General features: G+C 40.0%; 27 protein-coding genes, 1 tRNA gene and 1 pseudogene. 6 read left to right on the forward strand and 23 right to left on the reverse strand.

The window, feature by feature from the left end:
• The 9 genes and pseudogenes from AC0KTX_RS02790 to AC0KTX_RS02830 all read right to left on the reverse strand — a co-directional run.
• Positions 1–359, reverse strand: a 359-nt coding sequence (locus AC0KTX_RS02790; protein WP_474250711.1) for an ATP-binding cassette domain-containing protein, incomplete at its 3' end; no start/stop codon positions are given.
• A gap of 31 nt (positions 360–390) precedes the next feature.
• Entirely contained in the window at positions 391–1,269 is an 879-nt protein-coding gene (pstA, locus tag AC0KTX_RS02795; protein ID WP_474250712.1) for a phosphate ABC transporter permease PstA, read from the reverse strand.
• Positions 1,270–2,211 carry a phosphate ABC transporter permease subunit PstC gene (pstC, locus tag AC0KTX_RS02800; RefSeq protein WP_474250713.1) on the reverse strand — a complete coding sequence of 314 codons (942 nt, stop codon included), beginning with the start codon at positions 2,209–2,211 and terminating at the stop codon, positions 1,270–1,272. It lies immediately after the preceding gene.
• 67 nt (positions 2,212–2,278) lie between these two features.
• A complete protein-coding gene (locus tag AC0KTX_RS02805) occupies positions 2,279–3,265 on the reverse strand; it encodes a PstS family phosphate ABC transporter substrate-binding protein (RefSeq protein ID WP_474250714.1) in 987 nt (328 codons plus the stop codon).
• Positions 3,266–3,418: 153 nt separating this feature from the next.
• Positions 3,419–4,693, reverse strand: a complete 1,275-nt coding sequence (locus AC0KTX_RS02810) for an MFS transporter (RefSeq protein ID WP_474250715.1) — start codon at positions 4,691–4,693, stop codon at positions 3,419–3,421.
• A gap of 108 nt (positions 4,694–4,801) precedes the next feature.
• Complete coding sequence (gene sodA / locus AC0KTX_RS02815) at positions 4,802–5,410, reverse strand: superoxide dismutase SodA (protein ID WP_474250716.1); 609 nt, start codon at positions 5,408–5,410, stop codon at positions 4,802–4,804.
• 143 nt (positions 5,411–5,553) lie between these two features.
• Positions 5,554–5,627: transfer RNA gene (locus tag AC0KTX_RS02820), tRNA-Ile, on the reverse strand.
• A 62-nt stretch (positions 5,628–5,689) separates the two neighbouring features.
• A pseudogene (locus tag AC0KTX_RS02825) lies at positions 5,690–6,172 on the reverse strand (DUF456 domain-containing protein).
• A gap of 83 nt (positions 6,173–6,255) precedes the next feature.
• Positions 6,256–7,881: a Na/Pi cotransporter family protein gene (locus AC0KTX_RS02830; protein ID WP_474250717.1), complete on the reverse strand. Its 1,626-nt coding sequence runs from the start codon at positions 7,879–7,881 to the stop codon at positions 6,256–6,258.
• A 213-nt stretch (positions 7,882–8,094) separates the two neighbouring features.
• Here AC0KTX_RS02830 and AC0KTX_RS02835 point away from each other — a divergent pair, with 213 nt between their 5' ends.
• Positions 8,095–8,895 (forward strand): DUF1189 domain-containing protein, encoded by an 801-nt coding sequence (locus tag AC0KTX_RS02835; RefSeq protein ID WP_474250718.1) that lies wholly within the window; start codon positions 8,095–8,097, stop codon positions 8,893–8,895.
• On the opposite strand, the gene AC0KTX_RS02840 is transcribed toward AC0KTX_RS02835, so the two are convergent.
• Positions 8,890–10,596: a methyl-accepting chemotaxis protein gene (locus AC0KTX_RS02840; protein WP_474250719.1), complete on the reverse strand. Its 1,707-nt coding sequence runs from the start codon at positions 10,594–10,596 to the stop codon at positions 8,890–8,892. The genes AC0KTX_RS02835 and AC0KTX_RS02840 overlap by 6 nt on opposite strands.
• A gap of 54 nt (positions 10,597–10,650) precedes the next feature.
• On the reverse strand, positions 10,651–11,886 hold the full coding sequence (locus AC0KTX_RS02845; protein WP_474250720.1) for an MFS transporter: 1,236 nt from the start codon (positions 11,884–11,886) through the stop codon (positions 10,651–10,653).
• A gap of 80 nt (positions 11,887–11,966) precedes the next feature.
• Here AC0KTX_RS02845 and AC0KTX_RS02850 point away from each other — a divergent pair, with 80 nt between their 5' ends.
• On the forward strand, positions 11,967–12,287 hold the full coding sequence (locus tag AC0KTX_RS02850; protein WP_474250721.1) for a hypothetical protein: 321 nt from the start codon (positions 11,967–11,969) through the stop codon (positions 12,285–12,287).
• 105 nt (positions 12,288–12,392) lie between these two features.
• On the forward strand, positions 12,393–13,505 hold the full coding sequence (ispG, locus tag AC0KTX_RS02855) for a flavodoxin-dependent (E)-4-hydroxy-3-methylbut-2-enyl-diphosphate synthase (RefSeq protein ID WP_474250722.1): 1,113 nt from the start codon (positions 12,393–12,395) through the stop codon (positions 13,503–13,505).
• A gap of 35 nt (positions 13,506–13,540) precedes the next feature.
• On the opposite strand, the gene AC0KTX_RS02860 is transcribed toward ispG, so the two are convergent.
• From AC0KTX_RS02860 to AC0KTX_RS02880, 5 genes are all read right to left on the reverse strand, one after another.
• Positions 13,541–13,894, reverse strand: a complete 354-nt coding sequence (locus tag AC0KTX_RS02860; protein WP_474250723.1) for a DUF4190 domain-containing protein — start codon at positions 13,892–13,894, stop codon at positions 13,541–13,543.
• Positions 13,895–14,001: 107 nt separating this feature from the next.
• Positions 14,002–14,424 (reverse strand): zinc uptake transcriptional repressor Zur, encoded by a 423-nt coding sequence (gene zur, locus AC0KTX_RS02865; RefSeq protein WP_474250724.1) that lies wholly within the window; start codon positions 14,422–14,424, stop codon positions 14,002–14,004.
• Complete coding sequence (locus AC0KTX_RS02870; protein ID WP_474250725.1) at positions 14,421–15,260, reverse strand: metal ABC transporter permease; 840 nt, start codon at positions 15,258–15,260, stop codon at positions 14,421–14,423. The genes zur and AC0KTX_RS02870 overlap by 4 nt, the downstream gene beginning before the upstream one ends.
• 16 nt (positions 15,261–15,276) lie before the next feature.
• A complete protein-coding gene (locus AC0KTX_RS02875) occupies positions 15,277–16,032 on the reverse strand; it encodes a metal ABC transporter ATP-binding protein (RefSeq protein WP_474250726.1) in 756 nt (251 codons plus the stop codon).
• A 93-nt stretch (positions 16,033–16,125) separates the two neighbouring features.
• Positions 16,126–17,007, reverse strand: a complete 882-nt coding sequence (locus tag AC0KTX_RS02880) for a YitT family protein (RefSeq protein WP_474250727.1) — start codon at positions 17,005–17,007, stop codon at positions 16,126–16,128.
• 128 nt (positions 17,008–17,135) lie between these two features.
• Between AC0KTX_RS02880 and AC0KTX_RS02885 the strand changes: the two genes are divergently transcribed.
• Positions 17,136–17,402, forward strand: a complete 267-nt coding sequence (locus tag AC0KTX_RS02885) for a DUF2624 domain-containing protein (protein WP_474250728.1) — start codon at positions 17,136–17,138, stop codon at positions 17,400–17,402.
• A gap of 43 nt (positions 17,403–17,445) precedes the next feature.
• Here the strand turns inward: AC0KTX_RS02885 and AC0KTX_RS02890 are convergent, their stop codons facing one another.
• The gene (locus AC0KTX_RS02890) at positions 17,446–18,339 is read right to left on the reverse strand and encodes a deoxyribonuclease IV (RefSeq protein WP_474250729.1); all 894 of its coding nucleotides are present in this window, start codon (positions 18,337–18,339) and stop codon (positions 17,446–17,448) included.
• Between the two features lie 26 nt (positions 18,340–18,365).
• Entirely contained in the window at positions 18,366–19,655 is a 1,290-nt protein-coding gene (locus AC0KTX_RS02895; protein ID WP_474250730.1) for a DEAD/DEAH box helicase, read from the reverse strand.
• A gap of 141 nt (positions 19,656–19,796) precedes the next feature.
• Between AC0KTX_RS02895 and vrrA the strand changes: the two genes are divergently transcribed.
• Together vrrA and AC0KTX_RS02905 are read left to right on the forward strand one after the other, a co-directional pair.
• On the forward strand, positions 19,797–20,291 hold the full coding sequence (gene vrrA / locus AC0KTX_RS02900; protein WP_474250731.1) for a VrrA/YqfQ family protein: 495 nt from the start codon (positions 19,797–19,799) through the stop codon (positions 20,289–20,291).
• A 102-nt stretch (positions 20,292–20,393) separates the two neighbouring features.
• Positions 20,394–21,341, forward strand: a complete 948-nt coding sequence (locus AC0KTX_RS02905) for a 4-hydroxy-3-methylbut-2-enyl diphosphate reductase (RefSeq protein WP_474250732.1) — start codon at positions 20,394–20,396, stop codon at positions 21,339–21,341.
• A 57-nt stretch (positions 21,342–21,398) separates the two neighbouring features.
• Here the strand turns inward: AC0KTX_RS02905 and AC0KTX_RS02910 are convergent, their stop codons facing one another.
• From AC0KTX_RS02910 to dnaG, 5 genes are all read right to left on the reverse strand, one after another.
• On the reverse strand, positions 21,399–22,520 hold the full coding sequence (locus AC0KTX_RS02910; protein ID WP_474250733.1) for a Nif3-like dinuclear metal center hexameric protein: 1,122 nt from the start codon (positions 22,518–22,520) through the stop codon (positions 21,399–21,401).
• On the reverse strand, positions 22,521–23,228 hold the full coding sequence (locus AC0KTX_RS02915) for a tRNA (adenine(22)-N(1))-methyltransferase (RefSeq protein WP_474250734.1): 708 nt from the start codon (positions 23,226–23,228) through the stop codon (positions 22,521–22,523).
• A gap of 85 nt (positions 23,229–23,313) precedes the next feature.
• Positions 23,314–23,679, reverse strand: a complete 366-nt coding sequence (gene cccA / locus AC0KTX_RS02920) for a cytochrome c550 (RefSeq protein WP_474250735.1) — start codon at positions 23,677–23,679, stop codon at positions 23,314–23,316.
• Between the two features lie 327 nt (positions 23,680–24,006).
• Positions 24,007–25,137 (reverse strand): RNA polymerase sigma factor RpoD, encoded by a 1,131-nt coding sequence (gene rpoD, locus AC0KTX_RS02925; protein ID WP_474250736.1) that lies wholly within the window; start codon positions 25,135–25,137, stop codon positions 24,007–24,009.
• Positions 25,138–25,176: 39 nt separating this feature from the next.
• Entirely contained in the window at positions 25,177–26,973 is a 1,797-nt protein-coding gene (gene dnaG / locus AC0KTX_RS02930; protein ID WP_474250737.1) for a DNA primase, read from the reverse strand.
• Between the last annotated feature and the right edge of the window lie 17 nt (positions 26,974–26,990).

Below are 26,990 nucleotides of genomic sequence, written 5' to 3' on the forward strand. Positions count from 1 at the left end.
GATTTCGGGAACGGATTTGGTTTTTGGAACACCATACCGACTTGCGTGCGCAGTTCTTCGACACGATAAGATTTGTCAAAGATATTTTTTCCTCTATATAATATTTCCCCTGAAGTCCGAACGGAAGGGATTAACTCGACCATACGGTTTAATGTTTTGATATAAGTAGATTTACCGCATCCGGAAGGTCCGATGATGGCAGTCACTTCATTTTCATTAATGGTTAAATCAATGTTTTTTAATGCTTGGTCATCCCCGTACCATAAATTCAAGCCTTTTGTTTCATAAACGACTTTTTTTTCTTTTTTGACATCTTTTTTGGACTCGACATTTTTTTCCTTTTCTAATTGAGTGATCATAATTTGAAAACCTCCTTCATCCTAAAAAACTTTAATAGCGCTTTTGAAATTTATTTCGGATGAAAACTGCCACTGAATTCATCACAATCAAGAATAGAAACAGAACAATGATTCCCGCCGCAGCGACATTTTGAAATTCCGCTTGAGGACGTGAAGCCCAATTGTAAATTTGAATTGGAATCACTGTATAGGAACTTAACAAATTCTCAGGCAAATAATTTACAAAGACAAAGGCACCGGCAACTAAAAGTGGAGCTGTTTCGCCGATGGCTCTCGAAAAAGCCAAAATGCTCCCCGTCAAAATTCCTGGAATGGCCGCCGGAAGAACGATTCGATAGATTGTTTGCCATTTGGTAGCCCCCATTCCGTATGAAGCTTCTCGAAGCTCATTCGGAACGGAACGGATCGCTTCTTGAGCCGCCACAACAATAACAGGCAAAATCAATAAACTCATTGTTAAACCTCCGGCTAAAATACTGCGGCCAAGATCTAATGCGCGGACGAATACAGTAAGACCCAATAAACCGAAAACAATGGAAGGAACGCCAGCTAAATTGGATATATTGGCCTGAATGAAGTTTGTCAGTTTATTTTTCTTTGCGTATTCCTCCAAGTATATGGCTGTCCCGACACCAAGTATGAGAGAGATCGGAATAACAACCGCCATAAGCCAAATTGACCCGATTAACGCCGCTTTGATTCCGGAAGCTGAAGGCCTTCTGGAAGCAAAATTTTGAAAAAATTCAGGTGTCAAGTAACTAATTCCTTGAGTGAATATGCGATACAAAAGAACCGCAAGAACAACTAGCGCAAAGACGGTTGCAAGAAAAAACAGAAACCGAAAAAAATTGTTTTTTATTGTTCTTTTCCCCATCATCTTTTGAACAACGCTTTGATCAATATATTTCATTTAGTATTCCTCCCTGAAACGGCGCGAAATGAATTGAGCAAGCAAATTCATCAACATCGTGAAGACAAACAGTGTAGCCCCAACCGCATAAATGCTGTAATAAATCGTTGTGCCGTAACCTGCATCACCTGTGCTCACTTGGACGATGTATGCCGTCATCGTTTGAATTGATTCCGTAGGATCAAATGTTAATTTCGGTGTTGCTCCGCCGGCCAATGTCACAATCATCGTTTCGCCGATGGCACGGGAGATTGCCAAAACAAACGACGCAACGACCCCTGAAGTGGCAGCAGGCAAAACGACTTTCATGGCAACTTCAAATTTTGTAGCACCAAGCGCGAGCGCACCTTCACGAATGGAATTTGGCACGGAACTCATCGCATCTTCCGAAAGGGAAGCAATCATCGGGATGATCATGATTCCGACCACGATTCCTGGGCTTAATGCATTGAAAAAGCCGAGATCAGGGATGAGCTTTTGCAAGAGGGGAGTGACAAACGTCAACGCAAAAAAACCATATACAATGGTTGGAATTCCCGCTAAAATCTCCAGAATCGGTTTAATAATTCTTCTTGTCCGATCTGACGCATACTCACTCAAAAAAATAGCTGACGCAAGCCCAACTGGCACCGCCACAATAATTGCAATGACTGTAACTAAAAGCGTGCCGGAAACGAGCGCCATAATTCCATAAGTTGCGTCCTCCTCTAAAAACGGATACCATTCGGTTTCAGTTAAAAAATCAAAAATTGACACTCTTGAAAAAAACGTAATAGTTTCGGTTGCAAGTGTAATAATAATTCCCAGAGTAGTAAGAATAGAAATAAATGCTGTCACAAACAAAATGATTGGAACTGCTTTTTCTACAAACTCCACAGTTGATCTTTTTGATTTTTTTTCTGCGATCATATCCCTTACCGATTTTCCAGTCGATAAAGCCATCTTGAAAACCCCTTTCATGCCAATAGGAAGATGAGAAGCACGATGCTTCTCATCATAATTTTCTTCTTTATTTTAAACTTTCAAGCGTTTTTAGCTGCTCATCATATTGCTCTTGCGGAAGGCTGACATAGCCAACTTCTTCGGCAAGCTGAGCTGCGTTTTCCAAAGTATATTTCACATACTCATACACTTGCGGTTTCTCTTTTAACGATTTGTTGTTGACATAGATGAAAAGCGGACGGGAAAGCGGTTCATAAGTTCCTTTTTCAATCGTTTCATTTGTCGGTTCAATAGCCTCACCTTTTGAATTAACAATTGGCACCACTTTCAATTGATCTTTATTTTCAAGATAATAAGCATAACCGAAATAGCCGATGGCGTTTTTATCGTTTGCCACACCTTTTACGAGCACGTTATCATCTTCAGATAAGGTGGCTTCTTTTACAATCGGCTCTCCTTGCAGGACAACTTCATCAAAATAGTCATATGTTCCTGAATCTGTACCAGGAGAGAAATATTTGATATCTTCTTTTGGCCAATCCGGGTTGATATCAGACCATTTTTTCGGTTCACCTTTCCATATTTTTGCCAAATCTTCGATGGAAAGTTTGTCAACCCAGTCATTCTCTTTGTTTACAACAACGGACAGACCGTCAAAAGCAATTTTAAATTCTGTATATTCAATCCCATTTTCTTCCGCAGCTTTTTTCTCTTCCTCTTTTATAGGACGGGAAGCGTTGGAAATATCAGTTTCACCGATTGTAAATTTTTCAAAACCGCCGCCGGTTCCGGAGATTCCGATCGGTGCTTTTACATCAGGATGCTCGGCCGAAAATTCTTCGGATACTGCTTCCATGATCGGACCAACAGTCGATGAACCGTCAATGGCAATTTCGCCTTCCAATTTTTTCTCTTCAGATCCGCTCTCTGATTGTTGTTGCTCAGAGCCTGAGTTTCCGTTCGTGCTTCCTTCTTCTGAACTACCGCATGCTGCCGCAAAAGCCATAAAAGAACCGATCATGATGGAGAGCGCCAAAAATTTGAAGTTTTTCATTTCTTTTAATTCCCCCTATAAATTCGTGTTCTCAACCTTTCGTATATAAGATTAACGTGTGAGTATTAAATGCGTTTTAATAGAATGTAAAGCTTTTGTAAAGCTTGTCTATTCATAGCAACATCTATTTCAAATCGGATCTCCCGTCTTCCATCATCCTCTTTCCCCATCTGCAAGATTGGGCTTCCGAATCCGCCGTTCCTGCTTTAAGGGACGATTGCTTTCTTGAAGCTTAATCTGTTTCACAAATGGATAGATCAGCGCATGTCCTGCACCGATCAGGGCCAATAGATAAGAAAGAGATTGTTTCTCATTTGTGAAAGCAACGGTTGCAATAAAAAAAAGGATTGAAAGAATTCTTCCTATATTTAAAAAAATTTCCCTTACGACGATGTATTCAATTCTCGCTTGTCCAATATTCCACCCTCTTCCAATAACATCATAAGTAATGGACGAATACGGAACAAGCAAAATTGGATAAGCGATGCCGATTGCAAAAGCGTACATTAACAGTTTTGCATAAGTGATCTTAAAAAGGATTAGATAAAGAGAAGCATACAATAAAAGCCCTCCGGCCAAAATCGCTTTTTTCCTCATCTTTTTCGTAATCCATTTGGAAGCAAAAAGATAAGCAAAAAAGGCAACAAGTGAATTTAAAAACCCAAACGTTCCTAACGCCATTTCGCTATTTGTTGAAATGTATACAAATACACCGATCACAAAGGCAAATGTCCCCTCACGGATCCCTTGCATTACATGAGCATTAGTAATCAATTTCCAATTTTTATTTCTTCGCCGCTCCCGAAAAATTTTCAAAAGCATATATTCACCATCGGCCTGTCTTCGCGAAAAAAAGAAACTCAGCAAAACCGCACCGGCAAATAAGATGAGAGAAACAACAAAAATGATTTTATAGCCCGTTGAATTCGTGAAGGAAGAGATAATCCAGCCCGCTAAAATCGGGCCGATCATTCCCGACATAGACGTCAAAATACCTAAATAACCATTGAAAAAATCCCTCGTTTCTGGTTCCGTAATTTCGAAGGTCAGGACATTAAAAGCCAGCCAATAAAATCCATAGCCGATCCCGATAATCGCCCCTAATAGATAAAGAAAGTTGATTGCTGACTGATTTAACGAGAGGACAGTTAAGAAAAAAGCGGCCAAAAACGAAACACCTAAACGAAGCACGATCACACGATCGACTTTTTTAGCGATCCTTCCCGCAATGATAAAAGCAAGCGGCTGAAAAATGACGATAAACAAATTGTAAACGCCCAGATCGAGCAATTTTTCGGATTGCTTCCATAAATAAACATTTACAAAAGTATTCGATAGCGCAATGCTCAAAGAATAGAAACCGCCAATAATTAAAAGTAAAATTAAATCCCTATCTACATGTCCTTTTTTCAACACCATTTTGACCATAAAAAACTCCCCTTTAACTTCTGATCTTATTGTTCCTAGTTAAAAGGGAGATATGTATAAGAAAAAAAGCAAGGATGTAACATCCTTGCTTGCTTCCTTTATTTATGATTATTTTGCAGCGCTGTAGCGTTTAGCAACCTCATCCCAATTGACGACATTCCAAAATGCAGCAATATATTCAGGACGGCGGTTTTGATATTTTAAATAATAAGCATGTTCCCAAACGTCAAGCCCTAAAATTGGAGTTTTCCCTTCCATAAGCGGGTTATCTTGGTTCGGAGTGCTGGTGATTTCAAGTTCGCCGTTGTTCACAACTAACCAAGCCCAACCGGAACCGAAACGGCCTGCAGCGGCTTTTGAAAATTCTTCTTTAAAAGCAGCAAAGCTTCCAAATTTTTTGTTGATGGCTTCCGCTAATTCTCCAGTAGGTTCTCCTCCGCCATTTGGAGAAAGAATTGTCCAGAATAAGCTGTGGTTGGCATGACCGCCTCCATTGTTGCGGACAGCAGTGCGAGCTGACTCAGGAACAGCATCCAAATTGGAAATTAATTCTTCTACACTTTTGCTTAAAAGCTCGCTTTGTCCTTCCAATGCTGCATTTAAATTGGTAACATAAGTATTATGGTGTTTCGTATGATGAATGGTCATCGTTTCTTTGTCGATATGAGGCTCCAAAGCATCATAATCATAAGGCAATTTTGGTAATTCATATGCCATGCTATTCTCCTCCTTAATGGGTCATTATGTATTGAAAGCCGCTGGTCAATCAGCTTTCATATTCAGATTACCAAACTTATGAAAAGGATGCAATTCATGCGCTCAAAAAAAATAACGCTTACAAAAAGCGTTCTTAAATAATATGGACCCTGCAGGATTCGAACCTGCGACCGGACGGTTATGAGCCGTCTGCTCTAACCAGCTGAGCTAAGGGTCCTCAATCCATAACCGACAATATTTAAAATATCATCTTACAGCGCCATACGTCAACAGTTGATTTTAAAAAACTTTAAAAAAGAAAAAGATCATCATGACCAATTGGATCAAGCCTTTGGCAATTGTACTCGACACAAGCCCAAGCAATGACCCTAATCCAACCTGAACGGATTCTTTAAAGGATTTGCGATGTATGAGAAGTTCCGCTAAAACTGCGCCAAAAAACGGACCGAAAATGATGCCGGCATACGGGATGATAAAAGGGCCGGCAATCAAGCCGATTGTACTTCCCCAACCTGCTGCTTTGCTGCCGCCAACGCGTTTTATGCCAATAGCGTTTGCTAAATAATCAGCCAGAAACAAAACGGCCAGCAAAATTCCTTCCACGATCCAAAATGACAGCGAAAGCTAGCTGAAGCTGAAATAAAAACCATACAGCAAAATTCCGGCAATGATCAACAGGCTGGACGGCAAAATAGGGTAGATCAGGCCGATAAATGATAAAAGAAATAAAGCTATGATCAGCAGCCAAACAACAAAATCCATTCAGTAATTCCTCCTTTGAATAAAACCGGTCAGCCAAAAGAGCCGTCCCCGGTTTTCATTTTTTAACCATGACATTTTCCCAGTTAATGCCGGTAGCCCAAAACCGATTCTGCGATGTTGACGGAATGATCTCCTATTCTTTCTAAATTGCTGATAATATCAACATAAACAATGCCGCCTTGCCCCGTACAAATCCCCTCATTCATCCGAATGATGTGCTTTTTGCGCAAAACTCGTTCCATTCTGTCTATCTTTTCCTCCGATTTCAAAACTTTTGCCGCAACATCGATGTCGTTATCATCCAAAGCTCTTAAGGCATCTTTTACCGTTTGGAGTGTAAGTTCAAACATCTCCATTAAATCTTTCAACGCCTGCTCAGTTATTATTACTTTATTCGTATTTTTATACTCAATCAGCTCGACAATATTGACAAAATGATCGCCGATTCGTTCAATATCCCGAACGGTATCCATTAATATGGAATGTTGGCGGGAATCGTTGGGCGACATATCTTTTCCAGAAGCAAGAACGAGGTAGTCCGTAATTTTCCGGTCAAGGTTGTTGACCGCCTCTTCAAGCTGCAAGGATGTTTGAGCATGTTTTTGCTGGCCGGTCAACAAAAATTGTCTCGCTTCTTCAAGACCTAATGACGCCAAATGCCCCATCCGCAGCACTTCTTCTTTAGCCTGCCCCAGCGCGATCGTTGGCGATTGCTCAATAAAAATCGGGTCTAAATGCTGGGCTTTAAAATTAATTTGCAAATCTTCTCCGGGAATGATTTTTGTTACTAGCCAAGCCAGCCCCCCTATAAAAGGAGCTTGAATCAACGTATTGGTAACATTGAAAATACCGTGAGCAAAAGCGATCGCCATTTCACGGTTTAAATTAAAATAAAACTGCAGCGCCTCAATAAATCCTGCAAAAGGCTGCAAAAACATCAAGAATAATGTCGTTCCAATCAAATTAAATAATACATGTGTCAAAGCTGCCCTTCTTGCTGCAATGGAAGCCCCAATGGAAGCCAAAACAGCCGTAACCGTTGTCCCAATATTATCGCCAAATAATACTGGAAGCGCCGCATTCAAATCAATCAGCCTTTGCGAATACAGTTCCTGCAAGATCCCAATCGTTGCGCTCGAGCTCTGAACAATCATGGTAGACAATGTGCCGAGGCCAACTCCAAGCAGCGGATTGGAGCTCATGTTTAAAGTTAAATCGTTAAACTCTTCCAACGTTCTTAAAAGCTTCATGCTGTCTCCTATTAATTCAAGCCCGAAAAATAAAGCGCCAAATCCAAATAAAATGCGTCCAATGCTGTTTATTTTCTTGTGACGAAAGAAAAATAGAAAAACAGATCCCAAACACATAATCGGCAAAGCATATGCTCCGATGTCAAAACCGATGATAAACGCTGTCACAGTTGTGCCAATGTTGGCTCCCATGATCACCCCGATCGCTTGTCTGAGAGTCATAAATCCAGCGGAAACTAGTCCTACTGTTAAAACCGTTGTGGCGCTGCTGGACTGAATAAGCATCGTTACAAACATCCCTGCTAAAATTCCCATAAAAGGATTTGTTGTAAATTTATCTAAAATATCTCTTAATTTGTCTCCTGTCGATTTTTGCAATCCTTCTCCCATGAATTTTATGCCGAATAAAAATATTCCTAATCCGCCAAGAAAGTCGAAAACTATTTTTTGAATGTCCACCCCTTTTCACCCCCTCACCTGTTTTCTGGCGCTGAGAAAATTCCTTGAGATCTTTTTCATTTTTAACATTTTGAATATTTTTTGTAAAGAGCTGAACTGTGATTTAGCTCACATGATTGCATTCATCATGTTGATTTACTTTAATGGCTTGATTAATCGTTCCTTCAAAGTTAAAATCGAAAGGAAATGTTCAAAAAGGAAGTGCAGCAACCAGTGAATATTTTCATCCAGCTTTTAAAAAGTCTTTATTCCCCTAAAACGATTGCGCTGACAAGGTTCCAAAAAATCGGAAAAACCATTCTTTATGCTTTTTTCCTTTCGTTTTTGGCCGCCTTTCCAAACTTTCTATTTATAAGTTCAAGTTTTGTAAGCGCCTTTAGTGGATTAGATGAAATCATTGAAGAAAAAATTCCTTCATTTTCAATCCAAAACGGGAAACTGGTGACGGAAGCACAATCAGTCGTGGAAGTGAAAAAAGGAGAATATGACGTTCTTTTTGATCCAGTAGGAGCTGTTGAGAGGGACAACTTAAAATGGAGGCAAAATGCAATCGGCATTTTGCCGGACAAATTCGTTATTGTTTCAAACGGAAACATACAACAACTCGAGTACGATGATTGGATGGATGCGGATTTTTCAAAAAAAGATGTTACAGGCTGGATCCATCAAATTTCGGAGCTAACTCCAATCATTGTTCCAGTTCTGTTGATTGTTTTATTCATCATGTCTGCAGCGGCAAAATTCATGGAAATTACCTTGTTGGCTGTTATTGGCCTTTTGTTTAAACAGATGATGAAGAAGAGGTTAAACTTTCAACAGCTCTGGAATATTTCCGCATACAGCGTCACTTTGTCGACCGTATTTTTTGCCATTATGAATGTTCTTCAAATAAACGTCTCTTTTGCTGTTTTGATTAACTGGTTTGTTCATACAACTGTTCTTTACATGGCTTTAAAAGAAATTCCCAAACCGAAAACACCTATAAAATCGATTCAAAAAGCCAAGCCGTTATGATGCTTGGCCTTTTGAAACCGAAAATTTGCTGGTGGTTGATTTTAATGATTCCGATAATTCCATTAACGTTAACCCAATGGAGTGATTTTCGCGAATTTGTTCCATTTGCACATTGGCGATTGAATACATTTGTTCTGCACTAGAAAACGTTTCCTGCGAGACAAATAAATAATTTTCGGCTGCCTTTTCCATGCTCGGCAATAAATTTTGCAATGTATGCAAGCTGTTTGTTGTTTCCGATAAAATTTGGTTGACTTTCCCTACTTCAGCCACCAGCTGGTCAAAGGAAAGCCTTGATTCACCGGCAACCCTCAAATGCTGTTGAACAAGATGTAAAATGGATTCAAACTCCTTAAAGGCGCTGAGCGATATTCCATCCATCATTTTCACCGAATTTGATATTTCTTCCGTCGCTTTAGACGACTGCTCCGCAAGTTTTCTGACCTCTTGGGCAACAATGGAAAAACCTTTTCCTTCCTCGCCTGCTCTGGCCGCTTCGATGGCTGCATTTAATGATAATAATTTTGTTTTCTCTGCTAGAGCATGTATGATTTCCACAACTTTTTCAATCTGCTTGGAATGATCGCGGACACTTTTCATAATCGCCGACATGCTTTTACACTCTTTTTCAAATTTATTTAATGTTTCGACCATTTCCCGCATTTTCCACTCGCCGACGTTAGCGGATTGATTCATGCCTTCAGCACTTGTTATTAGGTATTCAATTTTTTCAAGGACTGATTCAATTGTCTCCTTCATCGAATGAAATGCGGCGACGCTTTTTTCAGAACTTGAAGCGGTTTCTTCCGCTCCATTTTTCACAATTGAAATGGATTCAACGAGATTCGTATGGAGCTTTATAACGTCATCGGAAGAATTTTTTAATTTTCTCCCCGTATCTGATAAATCTTCCGTCGTTGCATTAATTCTTTGGATAATGTCGCTTAAATAACCTGCTAATTGCTTAAAGCTTTTCATCAATGAAAGAATTTCCGGAACTTTTGTTTCAATATTCAAATCAAGCTGTATGTTCCCTTTTCGCATGATCCTCATTTTATTTTGCAAAGCTGTTAAAGGTTTGGTAATACTTCTGACCATAATCAATAAAATAATCATCATAATCAATATGCTAATCATTCCGATCCAAATCGTATTAGTTGCGAGTTCATAAACGGGAGCCATAAAGTTTTCCGAGGGAACAGCAAGCAAAAAAATTCCTTTTAATTCCTGCATTTCTTTAAATGCGAACGTATAAGATTTTCCTTCAATTTTTTCATGAAGAATTCCCTCGTTTTTGTGCGTGATTTTGTTTAGAAGCGGCTGTGAAATATTAATGTCCGATTTTCGGCTGACGGAAAAAGGTTCAACTTTGTTGTTATGTATTAAAAAAAAATCTGCCGGCAAACCATCTTGAATAAGTTGTGAAGATTGTTTCTGAATAACCTCTTTGTCAAAACGCTTTAGAAAATCATCATCACGGTCTACATAGGCAAACATGAGATTGTTCGCCACAACCTCCGCCATGTACACTTCTCTCAATAAACGGTCTTCTGTCAAATGAATGGCCGTTTCACTTGCCTTTTGATAAGCGCTAAATCCAACAACGGCAATGGAACTGATAAGCAAAACTAATGTAAATACGCTCAATCTTACCGACAGCGGAATTCGCAGTCCGGTGAAGCTCTTTTTTTTCAATTTCACAATGATCGTATCCCCCTTTTTATGAACATTATGAACAAGAAATGTTAAGGGAAATTAAAACTTCTTTTTTAATTTTGTAAATTCATTGAAGGCTCTCCCATATTTATTGAATTTTTCCCATTCGCCGCGAAAAACAAAAAGAAAAATGCTTTGCGAAATCAATAACAGCAAGAAACAAAACGAAAATAAAAACTGTCGGTTGTAGATCAAGAGCCCAAAAACAACCGGCCCCAACGCCACTCCCAAAAAACGGGCCATTCCATATAAGCTGACAACAATCCCTCTCTCCATATCGTTTACGCTTGATGTTATCAATGTATTAATGGGCGGCAGCATAAACCCTAAACCGCCAACGGCAATGGTCAAGAAAAATAGAAAGAACGGAAAGCTTTGAAAAATCAACAAACCAATAAAAGAGCAAAACATAAGCACCATTCCTGCCATCAAATAATGCAAATTGCTTTTCAAACTCTTCAGCCTTTTTCCTGCCCAAGAAGAGGAAATGGTCAGCGCCCCTAAAGGGAAGGAATACACAAACCCTTTAAAACCGTCAATTTGGTATAAATCTTCAATAAAATACGCTAAATCGTACAACATCCCGAAAAGCAAAAACATGCCTGTTCCGCCTAAAAGGTAAAGCGGGAAAAGATAAGCTTTTTGCTGATCGAATACATGGAAAACCCTTTTGGCGTATTGGCAAAATGATAAGGCATCTTTACCGGAAGGGGCTGTTTTAACAAAGGTCAAAATGAATAGAAACAATGCTGCGCCCAAAATCGGAAATAAACTAAACGGAGCAAACCAAGCCGCCAAAGCCATGAAAGCTCCTAATACCGGAGCGACAATTTTTGCCGTTCCATTAAACACTTCCAGAACCGCCAACGTTTTTGCCCTCATTTCTCCTTGAAAAAGATCGCCAGCAAGCGACATTGCCAGAGGCGATGTTCCCCCTGCTCCAATTCCCTGCAAGATTCTTCCGAACAATAATCCCTCATAAGCATAACGGTTTGCTAGATAGCCGCTGGCAAAACAGATGGATCCGCCTGCGATCATGAAAGCAAGCGACCATAAAATGATGGTTTTCCTACCAAATCGGTCTGAAAGAAAACCGGCAATGGGAATCACAAGCGCCGCAGGTATATTGAAGAAGCTTAAAAGCAAACTCGTTTGCGTTGCAGAAATTTGCAATGCATTGCTAAACTCCGGCAATATCGGAATGAACATTGAATTTCCCAGCACCATGATAAAAGGCAGCATTCCTAATGATAGGATAATGAAACGATTTTTCATTTTGATCCCCTTTTAGTTGGCATGATTGGACAAGCACATGCGTATATATTTACAAAAACAAAGCGGAGGAATGATTCATTGTGAAGCGCTTAGCTGCTATTCTGCTCCTCATTTTTGTTGCCTATATTGTTTATTATGACTTGAGAATCGGCACTTTACCCGTTTTTCCAAATGGTTCGTTTATAAAAGCGGTCAATGCAAAGGAACAAACAGAAAACGAATATGTTGAAGTGAAAGTAAAGAAAGGCGATACTGTCCTTTCCATTGTCAAATCGCTTCATAATCACACGATCCCTGTTCCGGTCGAAAAAATCGTTGCTGACTTCCAATTGCTAAACAAGAAAGAAGATGTATACGAAATGAAAGCGGGTAAAACGTATAAATTTCCTTTATATCCGTAAGTCTTCAAGTTTTATTCCTTGTCAATGATCAACAGCAATTGTTAAAATATTTAAGATGGCTTTCAAGCCTTTTAAAAAAGTTTGTAAAACGATTTTTAAGGAGCGATGAACGTGGGCGAAATCACACATCGTACAAAAACACGTCCAGTCAAAGTAGGCAACATACAAATTGGCGGAAACAATGAGGTCATAATTCAAAGCATGACAACGACCAAAACCCATGATGTTGAGGCAACGGTTAAAGAAATCCATAGATTAGAGGAAGCAGGTTGTCAAATTGTCAGGGTCGCTTGCCCGGATGAACGGGCGGCTAATGCGATTCCCGAAATAAAAAAACGCATTAACATTCCGCTTGTTGTCGATATACATTTTGATTACCGCTTGGCTCTGAAAGCGATTGAAGGCGGGGCTGATAAAATTCGCATCAATCCCGGGAATATCGGCCGGCGCGAAAAAGTAGAAGCTGTCGTAAAGGCAGCAAAGGAACGGAACATACCAATCCGAATTGGCGTCAATGCCGGCTCCCTTGAAAAGCGGATTTTAGAAAAATATGGATACCCGACAGCAGATGGCATGGTGGAAAGTGCTTTGCATCATATAAAAATATTGGAAGATTTAGATTTCCACGATATCATTGTTTCTTTAAAAGCATCCGATGTGCGTCTTGCCATTGAAGCATATGAAAAAGCGGCAAGAACTTTTGATTATCCGCTCCATTTAGGGATTACCGAATCGGGAACTCTGTTTGCAGGAACCATTAAAAGTGCTGCCGGTCTCGGGGCTATTTTAAGCAAAGGCATCGGAAATACGATTCGTATTTCATTAAGCGCCGATCCTGTAGAAGAGGTAAAGGTGGCGCGTGAATTATTAAAAACGTTTGGGCTTGCTTCCAACGCAGCAACTCTTATTTCCTGCCCCACATGCGGAAGGATCGAGATCGATCTTATCAAGATCGCTAATGAAGTGGAAGAATATATCTCTAAAATCAAAGCACCCATTAAAGTGTCCGTTTTGGGCTGCGCTGTAAACGGTCCTGGCGAAGCAAGAGAAGCGGATATAGGCATTGCTGGTGCACGTGGTGAAGGCTTGCTGTTCAGGAAAGGAAAAGTTGTTCGCAAAGTACCGGAAGAGACAATGGTAGAAGAATTGAAAAAAGAAATTGATCAACTTGCTAAGGAATATTTTGAGAAACAGAAGAAAGAAAGGGAAAACGTATAAAAAGCTTGGGACTTGCAGCCCAAGCTTTTTATAACCTAAAAAAACGGCAGAACAAATAATCCAAGCAGTACGGAAACGATTCCGATCCCGATTGCCCAAGACCCTAAACTTTCTGATCCGCGGCGGCGGGCAATAAATCCAACGATGATCCCTACTGCTCCTAAGAAAACAGGCAATACAAAAAGAGAAATAATCGATAATGCTAAAGCGAGCCAGCCTAAATTGCGCCCGCTGTCATCATTGACATCGCTTTTGAAATCTTCATCATCTTTTTTTCGTTCAAATGCTCCAACTTCAGCCGCAGCTTCTTCTCGGTAACTGCGTTCTTTATCAATGGCTTCTGTTTCCACATTGCGATGGTCTCTGTTTTGTTTTCGGTTATTCGCCATCATAAATCCCTCACTTTCATAAAGTAGGAGCATTTATAGTATAAGCAGAACAGCACCCATTATAATGGGAATTGTTTACACACCAAAAGCCTTGCGAGCATTTATTCTCACAAGGCTTTTTCATTGCATTCAGGACAAACGCCATAAACTTCAAATTTATGTCCGCTGATCGTACATCCATCTAAATGTTTTTCAATCATGTTCATTGGACAGGAGTCAATTTCTTTCGTTTTTCCGCATTCCATGCAAATAAAATGATGGTGGTGATGTTTCGATTCACAGTGAAACCGAAAACGCTTTTCGCCTGAAAGTTCAGTTGTTTCCAAAATCGATAATTCAGCAAACAAAGATAAATTGCGGTAAATGGTGTCAAAGCTTAATCCGGGATATTGATCCTTCATTTTTTCCAGTACTTCTTTGGCTGTTAAATATTTGTCAGTGCTGGCTAACAGCTGCAGCATTTCTTCCCTCTTCGATGTATATTTATAGCCCCTTTCCTTTAAATAATTTAATGCTTGTTGGACGTTCATATTGTTCTCCCCCTAGTTTTTGACCAGAATATTGCCAATAGCAAAATGATGATATTCAAAATCACAATCGTTCCACCTGGTGCAATATCCAAATAGTAAGACAAAAAAAGGCCGAACAAAACAGAAAATTCACCAATCAGGACCGATGCAAACATCGTCTGTTTAAATCCTTTTGCAATCCGGATGCTTGCAGCAACAGGAAGGGTCATTAAAGACGAAACAAGCAAAATTCCAACTACACGCATTGCAACACTAATAACGAGGGCAACGGTTAAAATAAATAAAAGGTGAAGAGCTTTTGCGGGAAGCCCAGAAGCTGTCGCATATTCCTCATCAAAAGACAATAAAAACAGTTCCTTTAAAAATAAAACAATCACTAACAAGGCAAAGACGCTGACAAAAAAGATCACGTATAAATCGATCCTCGAAACAGCGCTGACGCTGCCAAATAAATAACTAAAAAGATCGGTATTTAAGCCGTCGGCTAATGAAATAAAAACGACACTCAAACCAATGCCGGCTGATAGTAGGATCGGAATAGCCAGTTCTTCATAATGCTTATAAACAGTGCGTAGCTTTTCAATCAAAAGCGATCCTAAAACGGAAAAACCCATTCCCAAATAAATCGGGCTGATCGTTGCCAGCGCTTGAATTTTTGATGATAAAAGAAGGCCAGCTGCAATCCCTGCCAACGTTACATGGCTCAAAGCATCGGCAATTAAAGATAGCCTCCTGACCACAACAAAAACCCCTAACAAGGGGGCAGCAATACCGATTAGAGCACCTGAAAGAAAAGCATTTTGCAGAAATTCAAATTGCAAAAAATTATAAAACATTCCTTTTTCCTCCATTTTAATGATTGTGTATTAACAATTGCACAGGATGCTCATAAATAGCCGTTAATCCCTTTTCTTTCAGATGTTCAAATTCATCAGTATTTCCGTGGAAATATAATCTTCTGTTTAAACAAGCAACATGAGATACTTTATCAGTGATGGCTCCAATATCATGGGTGACTAAAATTAAGGTGATGCCTAAATCTTTATTTAAATGCTCCAATAGTTCATAAAAATGGCGAACCGTTTGTTGGTCAACCCCAACAGTCGGCTCATCTAATATAAACAATTGCGGTTCGCTGACAAGAGCTCTTGCTATAAACACCCGCTGCTGCTGTCCGCCTGACAACTCGCCGATATTTCGATGGACAAACTCCTCCATTCCAACAATGCGAATGGCCTCCAAAACCTTCTCCCGATCGGATTTTTTCATCTTTTTCAATAAGCCGATTTTAGCCGTCAACCCGCTTGCCACAACTTCAAAGACATTGGCCGGAAAAGCTGAATTAAAACTGTTTGCTTTTTGCGAGACAAAGCCTATTTTAGACCGATCACGAAAATTCTGTATATCTTCTCCAAAAAGTTTGATTGAACCCTTCATCGGCTTCAGCAGGCCTAAAAGGCATTTTAATAATGTCGATTTCCCTGATCCGTTGGGTCCCACTAGTCCTAAAAAAGCTCCTCTTTCGATGGACAAATCAATGTTTTCCAAAACCGTCTTTTTATCATATTGAAAGTAAAGATTTTTGACCTCAACGATTTTTTCTTTCATTTCATTCACCTTATTCTTTTTAAGAATGATTACGATTTATTTGTTCATCAAAAGAGTATACATGAGCCAAAAATATTTGTAAAGCAAATTTTGTTAATGAATGGCAGATTTAAATTTTCCGCCTTTTGTTTCCTGTGTATTCATGATGGTAATAAACGCATTCGGATCGATTTCCTGAACAATTGATTTTAATTTTGTCACTTCAAGTCTTGTGACAACGGCATAAATCACATCTTTTTCCGTATCGGAAAATCCGCCTTTTCCTTTCAGCTTGGTTGTTCCCCGGCCCAACCTTGACAAGATCGCATCAGATACATCTTCATAATAATCAGAAACAATAATGACAGCTTTTGTTTCGTCAAGTCCTTGAATGACTGCATCAATCGTTTTAAAAGCAATATAATATGTAAAAATCGAATATAATGCTTGCTCCACTCCAAAAACAAAGGCGGCCCAGCCAAAGATAAACAGGTTTAAAAACATCACAATCTCCCCAACAGAAAACGGGAGCTTTTTCGTAAACAGAAGCCCTAAAATCTCTGTGCCGTCTAAAGATCCTCCGTGGCGGATGACAATCCCGACACCCGCTCCTAAAAGAAGCCCTCCAAAAACGGTTGCCAATAGCGGTTCAGTGGTAAATGCCTCAAAATGATGAAATAACCTTTCGATGATCGCTAAGCAAAGGATGGCGAAAATCGAAGAAAAAGTAAAAGTTTTTCCAATTTGCTTATAACCCGAATACATAAAAGGCAAGTTTAAAATAACGACAAGTGACGCAAAATTCAGAAACGGCACCCTGTCTGCCAATAAGTGATCCAAAATGAGCGAAATTCCGATAATCCCGCCATCGATCATATGATTGGGAACTAAAAACAATTCAATGCTCACTGCGGCTAAACCTGCTCCAATGACAATCATGATCAATCGATAAATTAAATGTTTTAAGCTTTCTTTTTTATGTTGTTTTTGTTTCATTCTTCTCCTCCCATTATTTTCATTGATGTTTTTATTTTATTAAAAATCAAAGAATTTGTCGAAAATACCATTTACTTGGAAACTTTTCGCTCATCCGCCATAAAAATAAAAAAGAGGAGGCGAGATTTTTGATTTTATTTCAAAAAATTATTCATCAGAAGATCAATCATTTAAAACCGGAGGAACTTGTCGCTTATGCAAAACAATACGACATATCCATCACCCGCAAACAGGCAGAAAAACTTTTGCAGCTAGTCAAAGGGAAAAAAATTGATGTCTTTAATGATCAGGAAAGGATTGCCTTGTTGAGGCAAGTGGCCAAAATCACATCAAAAGAAACGGCACATAAAGCAAACGAGCTGTTTTGGCAATTCATGAACGGAAACCGAAAATAAAAAATTGGACATGTTCCGATACAGGGAGCATGTCCAACTATTGTTATTGATTCATTATTTTATCCAAAAGCTGATCGTCAAACGATTTGTTTTTCAACATTTCAATTTCAAATTTATAAGGCGGTTTTTTATTATTTTTATCTTGGCCGACGTATGGAGTTTCTAATATTTTCGGCAAGTTTTCAAGCTGCGGATGGTGAACAATATAGCAGATGGCTTCAAACCCAATATGTCCAAAGCCGATATTTTCATGACGGTCTTTTTGCGCGCCGCGAGGGTTTTTGCTGTCATTAATATGCACGACTTTTAACCGATCAATGCCAATGATTTTATCAAATTCATTCAACACTCCATCAAAGTCGTTCACAATATCATAACCGGCATCGTGGGTATGGCAAGTATCGAAACAGACTGATAAATACTCGTTAAAGGCGACGCCATCAATAATTGCTGCAAGTTCTTCAAAAGTTCGGCCGCATTCGGAGCCTTTCCCAGCCATTGTTTCAAGGGCTATTTGCACCTTCTGGCCTCTTTCCAGCACTTCGTTCAAACCTTCAATGATTTTTTTGATCCCTGCTTCCGATCCTGCACCGACATGAGCGCCAGGATGAAGGACAATTTGTTTTGCGCCGATCGCTTCTGTTCGTTCTATTTCTGATTTAAGAAAATCAACCCCTAATTGAAAAGTAGCCAAATTCGTCGTATTTCCGATATTGATAATATACGGTGCATGGACGACGATTTCCTCGATTCCATGCTCCTTCATATGCGCCAACCCTGCTTCAATGTTCAAATCTTCAATTTTTTTTCTTCTTGTGTTTTGGGGAGCGCCAGTATAAATCATAAATGTGTTCGCACCATATGAAACTGCCTCTTCACTGGCCGCCAGAAGCATTTTTTTCCCGCTCATCGAAACATGTGAACCAATTTTCAGCATTGTTCTTCCTCTCCTTTATCTCCCTTTTATTTGTATCTCTTGTCAAATTTTCTTCTTTTTTGCATTTGCTCTCTCATTTTCTTTTTGTAGCCGGGTTTGATCTTTTTGACAGGAATGTTTATCACTGTTGCCTCTTTAACATGCTTTTTGCGGTTTTCCCTCCTGTTTCGATCTTCAATGGTATGCAACCGTCCGTTCACAATATCTTGATGATTAAAAGAAATTCCCAATTTTTCTAGTTTTCTTAAAGCTCGTTCATCCTTCTCTTCGTATATCGTATAAGCAACCCCTGAATAATTCGCCCTAGCTGTTCTGCCGACACGATGAATGTAAAAATCAAGATCTTTCGGCATTTCCGCATTAATAACATGAGAAACGCCTTCAATATCGATTCCTCTTGCGGCTAAATCTGTTGCAACAACATATTGATACTCTAAATCCCTTATTTGCCTCATCACTTTTTTCCGCTCACGCGGGGAAAGTCCGCCATGGATTCTCCCAACTTTTAAACCCTTTTCAGCGAGACCTTCGGCGATTTCTTCCGCCTTTGTTTTCGTGTTTGTAAAAATCATCGCTAAATAAGGATTTAAGGAGACGGCTATTTCATAAACAAGATCGATTCGGCTGCGATGCCTTAACGGTACAAGAACATGCGTGATCTTTTGGGCAGGAACGCTCTTTGGTGATACTTGGACAAATTCAGGATTTTCCATATATTTTTTTAAGAACGGTATCAGTTTTTCTGGAATCGTTGCAGAAAAAACGAGCATTTGCAACTCCTTGGACATGCGGCTGGCAACTTGGTCGACTTCGTAAATGAAGCCTAAATCGATCATTAAATCGGCTTCATCGACTACTATGCTTTTTGCCGTATGGACATCCAGCGCCCCTTCCTTTACTAAATCAAGAATTCTGCCCGGTGTTCCGACAATGACATGCGGTTGAGTTTTCAGTTTCTCCATTGTCCGCCATTTATCGGTGCCGCCGATAAAAAGCCTTGCAGTCAATGGTTGTTGGTCAGGCGCATGCTCTATGATTTTCAACACCTCTTGGTAAATTTGTGAGGCAAGTTCTCTAGTAGGCGCTAAAATAACCACTTGCACCCGTTTTTCGCTCCCATCAAGGTTGTTGATTAACGGAAGCAAATAGGCATGGGTTTTTCCAGTGCCTGTTTGCGATTGGCCGATGACGCTTTCACCCTTTAAAATTTTCGGAATTATTCTCGCTTGAATGTCTGTCGGCTCTTGAAATCCAAGCGAATCAATAGCATCTATAATGAAGGATTTAAACGCGAACCCTTGAAATTTTGCTTTCATGAACAATCCACCCCTTTTCAACAGCAGCTCATTTTTTGATTATAAACAATCTGAGGAAAAAACTCCAATTTCATTAAACATATCTTGATTCATTCGCATAATGTATTGTAGTAAAAATGGAAAAAGGAAGGAGGCTGTGTTATGCATCCTATTCGCTTTGTCCCTCCGTACCGCGGGCAGCCATTTTTTCACTTTTATCCAATGAGCTATCATCATCCTTTCGGGAATGGTTCGTACTTCTTTGGACAGCCGCCTTATGCAAGAGGAGGGATGCAAACGTTATTTTCCCGTTTTTTCCCAGCAAGTAGAGGAGCAGCAAGAGCCGCAGCTGGCGGAATTCCAAACATTACTAATCCTGCAAATCTGTCAAATATGTTGACAAATATTCAGAAAGCACTTGGCGTCGCCCAGCAAATCACCCCAATGGTTCAGCAATACGGTCCGTTGATCCGCAACCTTCCGGCTATGCTGAAAATTTACAGAGAATTAAAAAACACGGATGAAAACGATACGAATAAAACTGACGAAGTTGATCAACGCCGTTCCGCCAACAAAACAGAACCATCGGATAGCGGGGAAGAAGATTCAGCACCCGAAAAAACGCCAAGGGAATCAAAACCAAAGCTGTATATTTAATTATTTTGTTTTCCTCCTTAATCTCCGATATAATAATGATAGAGTTTTGTGCCGCTTGCCGGCATTTTTCATTTTCCTTAAAAACCTTCAGGAGGAAAAAAGATGGAAGTCATTAAAATTTCCCCGCGCGGATATTGTTACGGTGTAGTTGATGCAATGGTTATCGCCAAAAATGCGGCAATGGATAAAACCTTGCCAAGACCGATCTACATTTTAGGCATGATCGTTCATAATAAACATGTGACAGATGCGTTTGAACAAGAAGGAATCATCACCCTTGACGGAAAAAATCGTCTTGAAATTTTAAAGAAAGTTGATAAAGGAACGGTTATTTTTACGGCACACGGCGTTTCGCCCGAGGTAAGGAGAATCGCAAAGGAAAAAGGGCTTGTAACCATTGATGCAACATGCCCTGATGTCACAAAAACTCATGAACTGATAAAACAAAAGAAAGAAGAAGGGTACGAAGTCATTTATATCGGAAAAAAGGGACATCCTGAACCTGAAGGAGCGGTCGGTGTTGCTCCAGATGTTGTTCATCTTGTTGAGACTATTAAAGATGTCGAAGCGCTGGACATTCGCACTGACAAGATTATTGTAACGAATCAAACGACGATGAGCCAGTGGGATGTCGCTGATATTATGGAAAAAGTGAAAGAGAAATATCCTCATGTTGAATTTCATAAAGAAATTTGCCTAGCTACACAAGTTCGCCAAGAAGCGGTCGCTGAACAGGCAAAAGAAGCGGACTTAACAATCGTTGTCGGTGATCCTCGCAGCAACAATTCCAATCGTCTGGCACAAGTATCCGAAGAAATTGCCGGTACAAAGGCATATCGGGTAGCCAATGTTAGCGAAATCAAGCTTGAATGGCTTGAAGGTGTTGAAAAAGTGGCAGTGACTGCAGGAGCCTCAACGCCAACACCAATTGTCAAAGAAGTCATCCAATTTTTAGAAAACTATGACCCAAATGATCCAACTACTTGGGACTTAACTTCCAATGTTCCTCTTGAAAAAATATTGCCGAAAGTAAAAACAAAAAAACTTTAACCAAAAATGAAGACGGGATCAGCCATTTCTTGCAGGAAATGCCTGATCCGTTTTTTCTTATACAAATTTAAACGGATCGGTATTGATCAGTGAAGGGAAGATCTCCACATCCAGTTTTTCTTTTTCACACCGTTTTTTCAATTTTTCTGCTACTCCCTCTTTCATCACTTTTTCGACATTATGCCCTGGATCTACTACATTTAAACCGATCATTAAGGCATCATGGGCTGTATGATAGTATAAATCCCCTGTTACAAACACATCGGCACCTTGTCTTTTTGCCTGATGGATATACTTGTTCCCGTCACCGCCTAAAACGGCCACTTTTTTCACGGTCGATTGCAAATTTCCAACCACCCGGACTTTTTTTACTTCGAGCGTTTTCTTTACGTGTTCGGCAAATTGTTCCAATGTCATCTTCTTTTCCAATTCGCCAATTTTCCCTAACCCGAGCATTTCACCCTCGTTTTCCAAGGGATAAATGTCATAAGCAACTTCTTCATATGGATGGGCGGCAAGCATTGCCCGCACCACTTGCTTTTGAATCGATTTCGGAAAAATCGTTTCAATTCTCACTTCCTCGACAAATTCAAGCTTCCCCTGCTTTCCAATGAAAGGATTCGCTTGTTCAAGCGGCAGGAAGGAACCTGTTCCAGTTGAAGAAAATGCACAATGGCTGTAATTTCCAATAAATCCTGCTCCTGCCTTTCCTAGCGCCTCACGAACTTGGTGTTCATATTTTTTCGGCACGAAAACGACAAGCTTTTTTAAAGAATTTTGATAAGTCGGAACTAGAATCCGCTGTTGAACCAATTGCAGCCGCTCAGCTAAAAGATCATTGACACCTCCTTTTGCGACATCCAAATTCGTATGTGCTGCATAAACCGCAATGTCGTGTTTGAGACATTTTTCAATGATCTTGCCTGCAGCATCATCTGTTCGAATGTGCTTGCGCGGATGAAAGATCGGGGGATGATGGGCAATGATGAGATCAACATTTTTTTCGATTGCTTCATCAACAACTTCTTCCAAAACATCCAAGGCGATCATCACTTTTCGAACAGATTTGTTTAATGTACCGATTTGCAGTCCTATTTTATCCCCTTCCAAGGCATAGCTTTTTGGCGCAAATTCTTCAAACAGTTGTACGATCTGTTGACCGTTTGCCGTTTTCAGCATTTAGATAACCTCCTTGATAGCCAAAATCGTTTGTTGAATTTCTTCCTTTTTATCGAAAATTTGTTTCGTTTCCTCTGCATTTTCAAGTTGTTTTAAAACGCTTTGCCAATGCTTTAATTCGTGATTCCATTTTTTTCGGAACACTGGACTTTTTTCTTTCATCAAAAATGGCCCCATCAACAATGCGGACGCCATCGGCATGTTTTCATATGGTTTTCGGCCGTCTCCTCTTTTCGCTGCCAACACTTCATAAATTTTCCCATCTTCTTCTAAAATCGATTCATGATCCAATTCCCAATCATGTTGAAGCAGCCATTTGCGAACTTCTATCGAATGAATATTTGGCTGCAGTACCAGCCGTTCTGCTTTTTTTAATTTCTCTTTTCCTTCTTCAAGAATTTTTTGGATTAAGGAGCCTCCCATCCCCGCAATAACAACACATGTAGGCTCGTCGTTTTCTATAATAGATAACCCGTCTCCCTTGCGAACGGAAATCAAATGCTGCAATCCGCATTTTTCCACCTGCCTTTTAGCCGTTTGATAAGGCCCTTCATTGATCTCGCCGGCAATCGCTTTTTTTGCAATTTTTTGTTGTATTAAATAACATGGCAATAAAGCATGGTCTGAACCTATATCGGCTGTTATAGAGTTTTCCGGAACGTATTTGGCAACCTCTAGCAGCCTTTTGGAAAGCTGGATCTTCTCCATTTTTTTCACCTTTCATTTCATTATCGATAAGAGAATAGGTAAGAAAAAAGTCCTCCGCTTAGGAAGACTTTTTTAACCATTTGCGTTATTTAATTTTTGATACCCATTCCGCCATTTCATCAAGCTTTTCTTCCGGGACCAATCCACCAGGCATCATGCCTCGTCCGTTTTGAATGGTTGTTTTAATCTCATCTACGGACAATTTGTCGCCAATTCCTTTTAAGGAAGGGCCAGCTCCGCCTTCAAAATTTTGTCCGTGGCAAGAGGCGCAATTTTGTTTAAAAATATCTTCCGGCTTCGCATTGGCGACCTCTTCTGTCTTTTGTCCGCCACCTTTTTCTTTTTCCGCCATCTCTTTTTGATTGTCTAAGCCGATGAACGAAAATACAATCATTAGTCCAATTCCGAAAATAAAGATTAATACAAATGGAATAAGCGGATTACGATTCATTTTGTAACCTCCCCTATGTACCGTACATTTGCTTTCTCTTTTTTCAGTGCATGTCGAAAATGCGAATATCATTGGAAAAACTGATATCCAAAGAAAGCGCAAAAATATCTAAACAACCTCTATTTTACTTTAATTTTCCGTGCAGGAAAACCCTTTAAATGAAGTTCTTCTTTATGTTCACGAATTAGACAAAAAATTCGCCAAAAAAAATCCATCAAAAGCCATTTGCAAACTGAAAGAAGATTCAGTAAAATATAGTGTAAGCTGATAACGTTTACACAACGTGAAAGGAAGGCAGACAAAAGTCTGCCATGTCATAATCATTGATTATTCCAAAAAGTCTTTCAAACGTTTGCTTCGGCTAGGATGACGCAATTTTCTAAGTGCTTTCGCTTCAATTTGCCGAATTCTTTCACGGGTGACGCCGAAAACTTTGCCAACTTCTTCTAAAGTTCGGGTTCTGCCGTCATCAAGGCCAAAACGAAGGCGAAGCACGTTTTCTTCTCTGTCTGTCAAAGTATCTAATACATCTTCAAGCTGTTCCTTTAATAATTCATATGCAGCATGTTCCGACGGCGAAGTGGCTTCCTGATCTTCAATAAAATCTCCGAGATGCGAATCATCTTCTTCGCCAATCGGTGTTTCAAGCGATACAGGCTCTTGGGCAATTTTTAAGATTTCTCTAACTTTTTCCGGTGTTAAATCCATATCTTCGGCGATTTCTTCCGGTGTTGGTTCCCTTCCAAGATCTTGCAGCAGTTGCCGCTGAACCCGGATCAGTTTATTGATCGTCTCCACCATGTGAACAGGGATGCGAATTGTTCTAGCCTGGTCAGCTATTGCACGCGTAATCGCTTGGCGGATCCACCACGTTGCATAGGTACTGAACTTATAACCTTTGCGGTAGTCAAATTTTTCGACAGCCTTCATGAGGCCCATGTTCCCTTCTTGAATCAAATCAAGAAAAAGCATCCCGCGGCCGACATACCGCTTGGCAATGCTGACGACAAGACGCAGATTGGCTTCCGCAAGCCTTCTTTTTGCATCTTCGTCTCCTTGCTCAATGCGTTTGGCAAGTTCAATTTCTTCATCAGCCGATAAAAGGTCGACGCGGCCGATTTCTTTCAAATACATCCTTACTGGGTCATTGATCTTCACACCTGGCGGCACGCTTAAATCATTTAAATCGAATTCTTCTTCATCTTCTTTTTCCAAATCAGGCAAATCAGAATCATCTACATCTTCATTTTCGCTGATTAGTTCGATTCCCTGTTCGCTGATGTATTCATAAAATTCATCCATTTGGTCTGAATCAAGATCTAAATTTGCCATCTTCTCTGCAATTTCCTCGTATGTTAAGACGCCGCGCTTCTTGCCAATTTGAATGAGCTGATTTTTTACTTCTTCTAAAGTTCCTTCCGTCTCAAGTTCTTTTGAGTGAACTTGTTTTTTAGCCATCGGATCCCCTCCTTCCAGAGTTAAACAGTTGACGTAAATTTAGGATAATGCTCTTTTCAGCTTAATCAGTTCCATCGCAATTTCAGCGGCTTTTATATAATCTTTCCGCTTTTCGGCATCTCGCTTCTCAGCTTCCTTTTCTTTTAGCTTAAGCAATTTCTGCTGGTTTAAGACGCATTTTATATAATCTTTGAGTTCTTGTTCTGCTACTTCTTCCCCAACGGTCATCATGGCAATCTCCGATACAATTCTGCTTAGCGTCCGATCGGAAAGTTTGCTTAAAAACAGGCTGATATCCGGGCTGTTGCCATCCTCATAAAACGCATAAAGATAGGAGGCAATTGCCCGATGCTCTTCAATATTAAAATTCATTCCAAGCTGATGCAAAACCTTTTCAGCTACATCCTTATTCTTCAGCATATGGGCAATGAGTAAGCGCTCCGCATTATGGTATGCGGGCAAAAGTGCTTTCTGTTGAATAAATGCCGGCTGAACGTCAAATTGGCTGGAGCGATGTATTTTCTTTTTCTTTTTTTTATGAAGCACCGATTTCAAAGCTTCTTTTGATATGGCAAATTCATCAGCAAGTTGAGCGAGATAAAGCTCCTCCTCAATTTCGCTTTCAAGGCTGCTCAGTTCCTCGATCACCTGCTCGATATATTGCTTTTGTTCGTCTTCGTCCTGTAAATTTTTTCCTTTTCGAAAATAATTCATTTTAAAAGCCATAAGCGAAACGCTTGCCCCTATTACATCATCTCTAAATTTTTCCTTCCCGTGCGTTCTGATGTAGTCATCAGGGTCATAGCCGTCAGGTAGCATAGCAACCTTTACGTGACAGTTCGCTTCCTGCAGCATATTGGCTGCTCTGAAAGTTGCTTCAACACCGGCTGAATCTGAGTCATAGCAAATAACCACCGTTGCTCCGCTTCTGCCTAGTAGTTTTGCCTGCTCTTCTGTCAATGATGTTCCCATCGTAGCAATGCTGTTTTCAACGCCTGCATGAACGGAAGAAATGACATCGGCAAACCCTTCAAACAGTACCGCTTTTTGGTGTTTCCGAATATAAGGCCTTGCTTGATGAAAATTGTAAAGAATACGGCCTTTATGAAAAATATCGGTTTCTGGACTGTTCAAATATTTCGGCTGTTCGCCCCCAAGAGCCCTTCCGGAAAACGCAACCGTCTTTCCTTGATGGTTTTTAATCGGAAACATAATCCTGTTTCGGAATCGATCAAAATAGGAACCATCAGATTCTTTGCGGATCAAAAGCCCGGCTCTCTCCAATAATGATGGATGAAACCCCTTTTGTGATAAATATTTGAAAGCAAAATCCCAAGAATTCAATGAATAGCCAATCTCGAATTTTTCGATCAGTTCTATCGTAAACCCTCTTTGCAGCAAATAATCTAAAGCTTTTTGACCATCCTTTGTATTGACAAGCAAATGATGGTAAAATTTTTTTAAAAGCTCATGCGCGTTAATCATTGCTTCCGCATGGCTGTTTTTTATCGTCTTTTGTTCTTGCAAGAGGGAAGAGTCTTCCGGCAGTTCAACACCTGCTTTTTGAGCCACAACTTGGACGGCTTCAATAAAACTGTATCCTTCTATTTGCATAAGAAATGAAAAAACATTGCCGCCAGCCCCGCATCCGAAACAATGGAAAATTTGTTTTTCAGGCGAAACGGAAAATGAAGGTGTATTTTCGCCATGAAAAGGGCAAAGCCCGAAATAGTTGCGGCCTTGTTTTTTTAACTGGACATATTCGCTGACAACATCGATGATATCAACAGCATGTTGAACTTTTTCAATTAATTCTTCGGGAATTTTGTTTCCCATATGAACATCTCCGTACA

This window comes from Aeribacillus sp. JST-2, from assembly GCF_056032925.1.